Origin of the sequence: Streptomyces sp. NPDC007162 (genome assembly GCF_040634175.1) — a bacterium.
Lineage (GTDB): Bacteria > Actinomycetota > Actinomycetes > Streptomycetales > Streptomycetaceae > Streptomyces.
This window is the reverse complement of the sequence record NZ_JBEYFC010000299.1, coordinates 1-11,096: the sequence shown is the minus strand read 5'-3', so window position 1 is coordinate 11,096 and position 11,096 is coordinate 1. Positions and strand designations below refer to the sequence as shown.

The 11,096-nt window shown below is 73.3% G+C and carries 11 protein-coding genes; 4 read left to right on the top strand and 7 right to left on the bottom strand.

The annotated features are described in order from the left end of the window. Window positions 1-1,192 (bottom strand): ABC transporter permease (locus ABZ646_RS29145; RefSeq protein WP_360525080.1); only part of this gene is annotated, 1,192 nt, incomplete at its 3' end. A gap of 4 nt (window positions 1,193-1,196) precedes the next feature. Beyond that, window positions 1,197-1,970 (bottom strand): ABC transporter ATP-binding protein, encoded by a 774-nt coding sequence (locus tag ABZ646_RS29140; RefSeq protein ID WP_360525077.1) that lies wholly within the window; start codon window positions 1,968-1,970, stop codon window positions 1,197-1,199. Window positions 1,971-2,098: 128 nt separating this feature from the next. Here ABZ646_RS29140 and ABZ646_RS29135 point away from each other — a divergent pair, with 128 nt between their 5' ends. Further along, window positions 2,099-2,350 (top strand): toxin-antitoxin system HicB family antitoxin, encoded by a 252-nt coding sequence (locus ABZ646_RS29135; RefSeq protein ID WP_360525074.1) that lies wholly within the window; start codon window positions 2,099-2,101, stop codon window positions 2,348-2,350. Between the two features lie 4 nt (window positions 2,351-2,354). After that, window positions 2,355-2,729, top strand: a complete 375-nt coding sequence (locus tag ABZ646_RS29130; RefSeq protein WP_360525071.1) for a fic family toxin-antitoxin system, toxin component — start codon at window positions 2,355-2,357, stop codon at window positions 2,727-2,729. A 14-nt stretch (window positions 2,730-2,743) separates the two neighbouring features. Here ABZ646_RS29130 and ABZ646_RS29125 read toward each other — a convergent pair whose 3' ends face one another. Continuing rightward, the gene (locus ABZ646_RS29125) at window positions 2,744-3,433 is read right to left on the bottom strand and encodes a class I SAM-dependent methyltransferase (RefSeq protein WP_360525068.1); all 690 of its coding nucleotides are present in this window, start codon (window positions 3,431-3,433) and stop codon (window positions 2,744-2,746) included. 83 nt (window positions 3,434-3,516) lie between these two features. Then, window positions 3,517-4,203: a triacylglycerol lipase gene (locus ABZ646_RS29120; RefSeq protein WP_360525065.1), complete on the bottom strand. Its 687-nt coding sequence runs from the start codon at window positions 4,201-4,203 to the stop codon at window positions 3,517-3,519. 116 nt (window positions 4,204-4,319) lie between these two features. On the opposite strand from ABZ646_RS29120, the gene ABZ646_RS29115 reads away from it, so the two are divergent. Continuing rightward, window positions 4,320-6,494: a LuxR C-terminal-related transcriptional regulator gene (locus ABZ646_RS29115; protein ID WP_360525062.1), complete on the top strand. Its 2,175-nt coding sequence runs from the start codon at window positions 4,320-4,322 to the stop codon at window positions 6,492-6,494. A gap of 32 nt (window positions 6,495-6,526) precedes the next feature. On the opposite strand, the gene bioD is transcribed toward ABZ646_RS29115, so the two are convergent. Genes bioD through bioB form a run of 3 tightly spaced genes read right to left on the bottom strand, consistent with a single transcriptional unit; the run spans window position 6,527 to window position 9,706 of the window. Next, window positions 6,527-7,243, bottom strand: a complete 717-nt coding sequence (gene bioD / locus ABZ646_RS29110) for a dethiobiotin synthase (RefSeq protein WP_360525059.1) — start codon at window positions 7,241-7,243, stop codon at window positions 6,527-6,529. Window positions 7,244-7,245: 2 nt separating this feature from the next. Next, window positions 7,246-8,526 carry an adenosylmethionine--8-amino-7-oxononanoate transaminase gene (locus tag ABZ646_RS29105; RefSeq protein WP_360525056.1) on the bottom strand — a complete coding sequence of 427 codons (1,281 nt, stop codon included), beginning with the start codon at window positions 8,524-8,526 and terminating at the stop codon, window positions 7,246-7,248. Beyond that, a complete protein-coding gene (bioB, locus tag ABZ646_RS29100; protein WP_360525053.1) occupies window positions 8,519-9,706 on the bottom strand; it encodes a biotin synthase BioB in 1,188 nt (395 codons plus the stop codon). The genes ABZ646_RS29105 and bioB overlap by 8 nt, the downstream gene beginning before the upstream one ends. Before the next feature lie 147 nt (window positions 9,707-9,853). On the opposite strand from bioB, the gene ABZ646_RS29095 reads away from it, so the two are divergent. Next, window positions 9,854-10,981, top strand: coding sequence for an 8-amino-7-oxononanoate synthase (locus ABZ646_RS29095; protein WP_360525050.1), 1,128 nt, complete (start codon window positions 9,854-9,856; stop codon window positions 10,979-10,981). Window positions 10,982-11,096: the final 115 nt, after the last annotated feature.

Genomic DNA, 11,096 nt, shown 5'->3' with positions numbered 1-11,096 from the left:
CGGCGTCCGCGAGCGCCGCCATCGGCGACACGGCGGCCGCGCGCCGGGCGGGCAGGTACGCGGCGACGAAGGTGACCCCGATGCCCACGACGTACGAGGCGACCGGTGTCGCCCAGCCGATGACCATCTCGGTGGCCTTGAGGTTCATGCCGAACGCGGTCATCAGCCCGATCAGCCCGAACGCCAGCCCGATCCCGGCGCCGAGCCCCAGCGTCGAGCCGACCAGCCCGAGCAGCGCGGCCTCGGTGAGCACCGACCGGCGTACCTGCCGCCGGTCCGCGCCCAGCGCGCGGAGCAGGCCCAGCTCACGGGTGCGCTGGGCGACCAGCATGGAGAAGGTGTTGACGATCAGGAACACGCCGACCAGGGTCGCGATCCCGGCGAAGCCGAGCATGACGTACTTGATGACGTCGAGGAAACCGCCGAGGTCCGCCGCCGAGGACTTCGCCTGCTCGTCGGCGGTCCTCAGGTCGTACGTGCCGGTGCCGATGGCCGCGCCGATCCGCTGTTTGAGCACGGCGTCCGGCACGCCCTTCGCCGCGTCCACCGAGATGCTGGTGGCCCGGCCGGGAGAGCCCAGCAGTTCCCTGGCCGCGACCGCCGGGTCGAGGTAGACGAGGGCGGCACCGGGATTGGTGGTGGTGAAGGTGGCGATGCCGACGATCTCGACCTCGAAGCTGCCCGGCCGCGCCTGCACGGTCAGGGTGTCGCCGATGCGGACGTGCTTCCTGTCGGCGGTGTCCGCGTCGAGGAGGGCCTGCCGGGCGCCGCGCGGGGCGTGCCCCGAGGTGAGCCTCACCGGGCTGCGGTGGGTGAGGTACCAGTCGGTGGCGATGGTCGGGGCACCGGTCGTGGGGCCGACCGACTTGTTGTGCCGGTCCACCACCACGATGTTCTGCACCGACACGTCCGCGTGCGCCCCGGCGACCCCGTCGACCTCGGCCACCCGGTCCGCCAGCGCGGCGGGCACGGTCTCCACGGCCCCCGTCGGCACCGACGACTTGAGATCCTCCTTCGGCCGGACCGTCACGTCGGCGGAGGTGGAGGCGAACAGCCGGTCGAAGGTGCGGGTGACGGTGTCGGAGAAGATCAGGCTGCCCGCGACGAACGCCACGGACAGGACGACGGCCAGCGCGGACAGCAGCAGCCGCCCCTTGTGGGCGAGGAAGCTCCGCAGGGTTGCCCTGAGCACCGGCTCAGTCCTCCTCGGGCCGCGGGGAGAACAGCCGCATCCGTTCCAGTACGGCCTGCGCGGTAGGACTCTCGATCCGGTCCACCAGACGGCCGTCCGCGAGGAAGAGCACCAGGTCGGAGTGGGCGGCGGCGCTCGGGTCGTGGGTGACCATCACGACCGTCTGCCCGAGCCGGTCGACCGCCTCCCGCAGGAATCCCAGCACTTCCAGGCCCGCCCGGGAGTCCAGGTTGCCCGTGGGCTCGTCGGCGAAGATCAGCTCCGGGCGGGAGGCCAGAGCCCGGGCGCAGGCCACCCGCTGCTGCTGCCCGCCGGAGAGCTGGGCCGGCCGGTGTTTCAGCCGGTCCCGCAGCCCGAGCGTGTCGATGACCTGGTCCAGCCACTCCTGGTCGGGCTTCCGGCCCGCGATGTCCATGGGCAGGGTGATGTTCTCGGCCGCGTCGAGCGTCGGGATCAGGTTGAACGACTGGAACATGAACCCGATCCGGTCCCGGCGCAGCCGCGTCAGCTCGCGGTCCTTCAACCCGGTGATCTCGGTGCCGCCCAGCCACACCTGACCGGCCGACACGTCGTCAAGGCCCGCCAGGCAGTGCATCAGGGTGGACTTGCCCGAGCCCGACGGGCCCATCACCGCGGTGAAGCGGCCGCGTGCGATGTCCACGTCCACCGAGTCCAGCGCGAGCACGGCCGTCTCGCCCGCCCCGTACGCCTTGGTCAGTCCGCGTGCGCGGGCCGCGGTCCCGTCGGCGGCGGGCGCCTTCGCAGCTGCTGTGGACACGTCTGCCTCCCCCGGTCGCGACCTCTTTGTCCGGGGCGAGCGTAGTGTGACCCGCCGCACAGGAGGTATTACTTTTCGATTCCAATGCGCGCTTGCCGTTGCTAGCGTCCCGGCGCTAGCTTCGAGGTATGGCTAAGACCCAGCTGAACGTGCGGGTGGACGAGGACACCGCCAAGGCGGCCCGCGAACGCGCCCTCGCGCGCGGCATGAGTGTCAACCGCTACATAGAGGAACTGGTCATGCAGGACACGGGTGAAGCGGGCCGGACCTTCGTCGAGGCCGCCGCCGACTTCATGAAGCAGTACGAGTCCGTCTTCGCCGAGGAGTTCGGCGAGACGCACGGTACCGACACCTCTGACAAGACCGAAGGCCGTCACTGATCCCTTGAGCGACCTGACCATCGACCTTGCCTGGCTCCTCATGCTCGCCGAACAGAAGACCCCGGGTGACCCGCAGGTCACCGACTGGGGCGCGCTGATCGCGGCCGTGGCCCGGCACCAGGCCGAGATATTCGACGTCCCCGTCTACGACACCCCGCACGCCCGTGCCGCGGCCCTGCTGCAACTCCTCATCCACGTACCGGCGTTGGAGCGCTCGAACGCCCTGTTCGCCTCCTCGGTCGCGTACGCCTACCTGGTCGCCAGCGGACTGAAGATCGCCACCTCGCCCGAGCAGGTCCGCGACCTGGCCCGGCTGGTCAAGACCGGCGGGGCGAGCGTCGCCGACATCGCCGAGGAACTGCGCCGCTGGAGCCTGTGAGCGGTGGGCGGTTCTCACGCCCCGGGCTCCGGGGGCCGCCGCGCGACCCCCAGCACGCAGTACGAGGACGGCAGCCGAGGCCCGGTCTCCGGCACCGACAGCGCCCGGTACGGGCCGAGTTCGAAGCCGGCCGCGCGCAGGGCGGCGACCGGATCGCGGGACAGCCGGCAGCCGCCGGCCAGCACCGGCCACACCGTCCCGTCCAGGGCCCGCTGGGCGAACCGCATCACCGGGCCGCCACCCCGGCCGTGCTCGAAGAACCGCAGCTCGCCGCCCGGCCGCAGCACCCGCCGTACCTCCGCGAGCGCCCGTGGCACGTCCCGGACGCTGCACAGCACCAGCGACAGCACCGCCGCGTCGTAGGCCTCGCTCTTGACCGGCAGCGCCTCCGCCGCACCCGGCACCACGTCCACCGGGACCTCGGCGCGCACGGCGGCCTGTGCCGCCAGCAACCGCAGGGTGCGCTCGGGTTCGATCGCGACGACCTCCGCGACCGAACCCGGATACCGCGCGAAGTTCAGCCCGTTGCCCGCACCGATCTCGATCACCCGCCCGGACAGCCCGGAGAGCAGCCGCTCCCGGATCGCGGCCAGGCCGAGTCCGCTCTCGGCGCGCACGCTGCACCGGGCGTAGAAACGGGCGAACAGCGGGTGGTGGACGGGATCCCGCACCGGTGTCCCGGCACTGACGGACGTCAGCCGCATGACGACCTCCCGAACGGAAGGAAGCAGGTCTACGGTGATTGTCCCCCGACGGAGCCCGTCGCACCCCCGCTGCCCGCGGCGGCTCAGGAGATGAAGGCGCGCACCTGCTCGTACACGCCGTGGTCGTTGTTCATGTCGGTGTGCGAGATGCAGCCGACGTCCACGTTGGTCGCCCCGCTCAGCTCGGCCGAGGTGTCCGGGTCGATCGCCGCGTCGCAGTCCGACCAGTACGCCGCGTAGGAGACGCTGCCCGGCGTCTCGTCACCGGAGTTCAGTGCGGTCAGGAAGGAGCTGCCGGTCTGCATCTCCTTGCAGGACGTGTAGAGCCACCCGCACAGCGAGGCGATGCTCGTCCCGTGGTTCACCCCGGCGACCGACACGAAATGGTCCACGTACGAGGTCCCGCCGAGGTTCTTGAGGTAGTAGCGGCTGTTGAGCGCGCCCATGGAGTGGACCACCAGGTCCACCTTCGAGGCACCGGTCTTGGTGAGGACGGACTGGATGTAGGTGGCCAGCGTCGAGGCGGTGGTGACGTTCGACTTCGTCCAGTCGTACGAGATCGCATACAGCTCGGAGGACGAGTAGCCGTCCGCCTCGAAGTCCGCGATCCAGTCGTTCCAGCTGCTGGAGTCGCTGCTCAGGCCGTGCACGAACACGATCGGCTCGTGACTCGCCGCCTGCGCGGGGGTTGTGGCCAGCGGGAGTGACAGAAGGAGCGAACCGGCTGCCGCCGACAGAGCCGTAGCGATGCGACGCTTGGCGCGCTGCATGATGCCTCCTGAAACGGGTGGGGTTGGTCAGGAGTGTCAGGACGGGTCTACGCGCGCCGCATCGGCGAAGTCGCCAGTCTTTACGAATCAACTAACTCGCCAGTAACGTCTTTCGTGTGGTGATACCGGTGAACCCCCCACCCTCGGACCGCACTTCGCCACCGCATACCACCGACGCGGGGCCGAGCCCGGCTTCGGCGCTCCCCGAGGGCGTACGCGCCCGGGTTCGGCGCGTCGTGTACGAGGACCGGCGCGCCGTGGCCGAGGTCGTGCCGCGCCTCACCGAACGCCAGGCCGCGGGCACCGACCCGCTGCCCGTCGAACCCGCCGAACTGGCACCGCGGTTGCTGGGCACCCTGCGCCGCGAGATCCGCGCCCTGCCCGACGACACCCGGCTGCTGCTGCTCCTCGCGGCCGCCGACCAGTACCCGGTCACCACCCACGCCTTCCTGCGTGCGGTCACCGCCGTCCGGGTCGACACCCGCGCGCTGGAGGCCGCCGAGACCGCCGGGATCGCTCACGCCGGCGCAGGCGGGGTGTCCTTCCGGGACGCCTGGACCCGGATCGCCGCCTACGAGACCGCCTCACCGGCCGACCGGCGCGCGGCCCACCAACTGCTCGCCCGGGTGCTGGGCGGCAAGGCGGAGTCGACCCGCCGCTCCTGGCACCGGGGCGCCGCCGCGCTCGGCCCCAGCGCCCGGCTCGCCGCGGAACTGCGCCTCGCCGCCGACCGGGCCCGGGCCGAGGGCAGACCCGCCCTCGCCCGCGCCCTCGCCGAACGCGCCGCCGAACTCAGCCCGGACCCGGTCGCGGAGGCCGGGCTGCTCGCCGCGGCCGCCGCCGACGCCTGGCGCTCCGGGGAACCCGACCGGGCGAGACGGCTCGCCGCCCGCACCGACAACTCCGCCCTGGGCGGGGTCCTCGCCCTCAGAGCGGGCAACGCCGCCGAGGCCTTCGACGCCCTGCTCACCGCCGCCGTCCGGCAGGAGCGTTCCGCCGATGCCGCGGCACTGCTCGCCCTCGCCACCGAGGCCGCCGTGTACACCGGCGACCTCGGACGCTGCCACGAGGCCCAGTCCGTCGCCCACTGGCTGGGCCTCCCCCCGTCCGGCATCCTCGCCGGACTCGCCGCCGCCGTCGCGGGCCGCTACGACGAGGCCCGGGTCCTCCTGAAGGGCACCGCGGGCCGCTGCGGACCCGGCGGCGACCCCGGCCTGCTCATCCACTCCGGAATCGCCGCCCTGATGCTCGGCGACCCCACCCGGGCCGTCGCCGCCACCCTCCGCGCCGCCGCCTCCGCCCGGGCCCGCGGCACCCCGGGGACGGTCGTGCAGGCCATGGAGTTCCGCGTCTACGCCGACTTCTGGACCGGCCGCACCCGGGCCGCCGAGGCCGCCGCCCAGGAGGCCCTCGGCCTGGCCCACGGCACCGGGCAGGACAACGGGGCCTGCCATCTCCAGGCCGCCCTCGCCATGTTCGCCGCCGTCACGGGCGACGAGGAGGCCTGCCGGGAGCGCGCGGCGGCCGTCCGGTCGTACGCCCTGGCGCACGGGCTGGGACTGCCCGCCGCCCTCGCCCAGTGGGCCCTCGCCTTCCTCGACCTGACCCACGGCCGCTTCCCCGCCGCGGCCGCCCGGCTGCGGGCCCTCGCCGGCTTCGGCCCCGGCCACGGCCACCGGGCGATCCGGCACCTGGCCACCCCGCACTACGTCGAGGCCGCCGTCCGCACCGGCGACACCCGGGTGGCCCGCGCCGCGCACGCCGACTACCACCGCTGGGCCACCGCCGTCCGCAGCCCCGACGACCTCGCGCTCAGCGCCCGCTGCCGGGCCCTGCTCGCGCCCGGCGCCGAGGCGGTCCCGCACTACCGCGCCGCGCTCGACCTGCACGCCCGCGGCACCCGCGACTTCGAACGAGCCCGCACCGAGCTGCTGTTCGCCGGTGCCCTGCGCCGGACGCGGCAGCGCACCGAGGCCAGGGACCGGCTGCACAGCGCTCTGGAGGCCTTCGAGTCCTTCGGTGCCCCGCACTGCGCTGCCCAGGCCCGCGCCGAACTCCGGGCCCTGGGAACGCCGTTGGCATCCCACCCGGGTGCGGATCCGGCCGCCGTGCTCACCGCGCAGCAGCTGACGGTCGCCCGGATGGCCGCCGACGGCGCCACCAACCGCGAGATCGGCGACCGGCTCAACCTCAGCCCCCGCACGATCGACCACCATCTGCGGGGGGTCTTCGCCCGGTTGGGCATCCGGTCGCGCATCGAACTGGTCCGACTGCTCGGCGAGTCGCCCTAGGGAGCGGTTCCGCGTTCCGGGCAGGCGACGGCCTAGGATGCCTCCCGCATCCGGAACGCCTCCGCGACCCAGCGCCCGTCCAGGCGTGCGGACAGCCAACTCGGTGCCACCGCACGGAAGTCGGCGGAATCGAGGGCACCCGCCCCGGCGGGCAGGGCGCCCAGCAGCGGCGCCCCGGCGACCTCCGGCAGGTCGGCGACGTTGCAACGCGACGCCAGGTCCGGCACGTCGGGCCAGCTGCCGATCACCACACCCAGCAACTCCAGCTCACGGGCCCGCAGTTCGCGGGCCGTGAGCTCGGTGGTGTTGAGCGTGCCGAGACCGGCCGACGCCACCAACAACACCGGCGCGTTCAGCAGCCGGGCCACGTCCGCGAGCGTGCCGCCGGCCTCGTCGAACCGGACGAGCAGCCCGCCCGCCCCCTCCACCAGCACCAGTTCGTGCTCGGTGGCCAGTTTGGCGGCGGCCGTCGCCACGTCCTGCGGACGCACCGGGGGGAGCCCCGCCCGCCGGGCCGCCGTCCCCGGCGCCAACGGCTCCGGGAAACGGGCGACTTCGGCCGCGGTCACGGCCCCCGCGAGCCGCGCGACCTCGGCGGCGTCCCCGCGCTCGTCCGGTCCTACCCCGGTCTGCGCGGCCTTGAGGACCGCCACCGAGCGGCCGGCCGCGACCGCGGCGGCGGCGACCGCGGCCGTGGTGACGGTCTTGCCGACCTCCGTGCCCGTCCCCGTGATCACCAGGATCGGCATGTTCAGCCCTCCCGCGCCGCGGCACACACCGCGCCCGCGATCCGTGCCACGTCCGCGTCACCGGTGACGTACGGCGGCATCGTGTAGACCAGGTCGCGGAAGGGGCGCAGCCACACGCCCGCGCGCACCGCGGCCGCCGTCGCGGCCTTCATGTCGACGTCGTGGTCGAGCTGGACGACCCCGATGGCACCGAGGACCCGGACGTCCCGGACCCCGGGGAGGTCCCGGGCCGGCGCGAGCCCCTCCCGCAGGCCCGACTCGATCCGCTTGACCTCGGTGAGCCAGTCCTGCCCCAGCAGCAGCCCGAGCGAGGCGCAGGCCACGGAGGCGGCGAGCGGGTTCCCCATGAACGTCGGTCCGTGGGCCAGTACCGGCACCTCGCCCCGCGAGATCCCCTCGGCCACCCGGGACGTGCACAGCGTCGCCGCCATGGTCAGGTACCCGCCGGTCAGCGCCTTGCCGACGCACATCACGTCCGGCGTGACGGCCGCGTGGTCCGCCGCGAACAGCGCACCCGTACGTCCGAAGCCGGTCGCGATCTCGTCGAACACCAGCAGCACGTCGTGCGCGTCGCACGCCTCGCGCAGCACCCGCAGATAGGCGGGGGAGTGGAACCGCATCCCGCCGGCGCCCTGTACCACCGGCTCCACGATCACCGTGGCCAGTTCGTGCGCGTGCCGTTCGACCATCGACCGCAGCCGGTCGGCGTACCGCTCGTCGTACTCCGCCGGGGGCGCGTCCGCGAAGAGCTGGCGGGGCAGCACCCCGGACCACAGCTCGTGCATCCCGCCCTCGGGGTCGCACACGGACATCGGCTGCCAGGTGTCCCCGTGGTAACCGCCGCGCCAGGTCAGCAGGCGCTGCTTCGCCGGGCGGCCGAGCGAACGCCAGTACTGGAGGCACATCTTGATCGCGACCTCGACGGACACCGAACCGGAGTCCGCCAGGAAGACGTGCTCGAGACCCTCCGGAGACATGTCGACAAGGAGCTTCGCCAGCCGGACGGCGGGCTCGTGGGTGAGCCCGCCGAACATCACATGGCTCATGCGGCCGAGCTGGTCGCGCGCGGCCTCGTTGAGCACGGGGTGGTTGTAGCCGTGGATCGCCGACCACCAGGACGACATGCCGTCGACCAGCTCTCCCGAGCCGTCCGCGAGCCGCAGCCGGACCCCGCTCGCCGACTCCACGACGAGCGGTTCGGCCCGGCCGGGCATCGGACCGTACGGATGCCAGACGTGCCGCCGGTCCAGTTCCAGCAGCTCGGGGACGCTCAGGTCAGGCATTGGGCGCGAGGTCCGTTCCGGCCCCCCGGCGGCGGACGGCGACCAGGTCGGTGCGGGGCTCGTTGGCGACGTCCGTACCGCACACGTCCGGGTGGGAACCGGAACCCTCGTGGGAACCGCAGCCCGACCCGCACCCGGCGTCCGCGTGCGAGCCGCAGACGGCGTCCCTGGCCTCGGCGCGGTGCCGGGGCAGCGTCGTCTCGTCGGACCCCTCCACCACGAACCCGGCGTCCGCGATCATCTCCAGGTCGGCCTGGCCGGCCTGGCCCTCGGTGGTCAGGTAGTCGCCGAGGAAGATCGAGTTGGCCAGGTGCAGGGCGAGCGGCTGCATGGTGCGCAGATGCACCTCACGGCCGCCCGCGATGCGCACCTCGACGTCGGGGCAGACGAACCGCACCATCGCCAGGATGCGCAGACAGCGCTGCGGGGTGAGGTTCCACTCCTTGGCCAGCGGGGTGCCCTCGACCGGGATCAGGAAGTTGACCGGCACCGAGTCCGGGTCCAGCTCGCGCAGCGAGAAGACCACGTCGACCAGGTCCTCGTCCGTCTCGCCCATGCCGGCGATCAGCCCGGAGCAGGCCGAAAGGCCCGCCGCGTGCGCCTTGTTGACCGTGTCCACCCGGTCGGCGTACGTGTGCGTGGTCGTGATGTCCCCGTACGTCCCCTCGGACGTGTTGAGGTTGTGGTTGTAGGCGTCCGCGCCCGCCTCGCGCAGCCGCTCCGCCTGGCCGTCGGAGAGCAGGCCGAGGCAGGCGCACACCTCGACGCCCTCGTTCTGCTCCTTGATCGCCTTGATGGTGCCGGCCACCCGGTCCACGTCCCGGTCGGTCGGACCGCGCCCGGACGCCACCAGGCAGACCCGCTTGGCGCCCCCGGCCAGACCCGCGGCCGCCGCCCTGGAGGCCTCGTCCGGTTTCAGCCAGCTGTACTTCAGGATCCCGGTCGAGGAGCCGAGGCGCTGCGAGCAGTACGAGCAGTCCTCCGGGCACAGGCCCGACTTGAGGTTGACCAGGTAGTTGAGTTTCACGCGCCGGCCGAACCACTGCCGGCGCACCTTGCCGGCCGCGGCCACCACGTCGAGCACGTCGTCGTCGGATGTCGCCAGCACGGCGAGCGCTTCCTCGCGGGTCGGCAGCTCGCGCCGAAGCCCCTTGTCCACCAGCGTGTTCAGCAGGTCCATGAGAGTCGATCCTCTCCTACGAGGCTGCCCCGGGCCAAGGAGAGTTCGCACAACCCTGTCAGATCGACATGTGGGTATCACCACACACTGGGTGCCCGACGGCCCCGCTAGGGTCTGTTCATTGCCTACAAAAGCACCGGAGGGGCCATGGCGTTCGGCTGGATCGACGAACAGGCGGAACTCCGCCGCCGCGCCGGACTCGTGCGGACCCTGCGCCCCCGTCCCGCCGACTCACCGCTGCTGGACCTGGCGAGCAACGACTACCTGGGCCTCGCCCACCATCCCGAAGTGGCCGAGGGCGCGGCCGAGGCCGCCCGGAGGTGGGGCGGCGGCTCCACCGGCTCCCGGCTGGTGACCGGCACGACGGAGCTGCACACCGAGCTGGAGCGCGAGCTGGCCGGATTCTGCGGGTTCGAGGCGGCCCTGGTCTTCTCCTCGGGTTACGCGGCCAACCTCGCCGCCGTCACCACGCTCGGCCCGCACGGCTCCCTGATCGTCTCCGACGCCCTCAACCACGCCTCCCTGATCGACGGCTGCCGGCTGGCGCGGGGGACCACGCAGGTCGTCGGGCATGCCGACCCGGACGCCGTGCGCAAAGCGCTCGGGACGCGCGAGGGGCCCGCGGTGGTCGTCTCCGACACGGTGTTCTCGGTCGACGGCGACGCGGCACCGCTGGCCGCACTGGCCGAGGCGTGCCGGGAGCGCGGCGCCGGACTGCTCGTGGACGACGCCCACGGGCTCGGGGTCATCGGGGACGGCGGGCGGGGCGCGCCGTACGCGGCCCGTCTCGCCGGGGCCGACGACGTGGTGGTCACCGTGACCCTGTCCAAGTCGCTGGGCAGTCAGGGCGGGGCCGTGCTCGGGCCTGCCCGGGTGATCGACCACCTGGTGAACGCGGCGCGGACCTTCATCTTCGACACCGGGCTGGCCCCCGCCGCCGCGGGCGCGGCGCTGGCGGCCCTCAGGCTGCTGCGGCGCGAGCCCGCACGAGCGTCCAGGGCCCGCGAGGTGGCCGCCGAACTGCACGCACGGCTGACCGCCGCGGGCCTGTCGGCGGTACGACCGGACGCCGCGGTGGTCTCCGTGCGGGCCCCGTCCCCGGAGGGGGCGGTGCGGTGGGCGGCCGACTGCCGGTCGGCAGGCCTGGCCGTGGGGTGTTTCCGCCCGCCTTCCGTGCCGGACGGCGTCTCACGGCTCAGGCTGACCGCCCGTGCCGACCTCTCCGGGGCCGAGATCGAACGCGCTGTACGTGTGATCGGCGAGACACGACCATGAGTCGGCGTGACACGGCCGGGCCTTGCGCGCGGTGTACGTCCAGGCCTGGTTCTGGCCGCCGTTGCAGTCCCAGACTTCCGCCTGGGTGCCGTTGGTGATGGTGTTGTTGTAGACG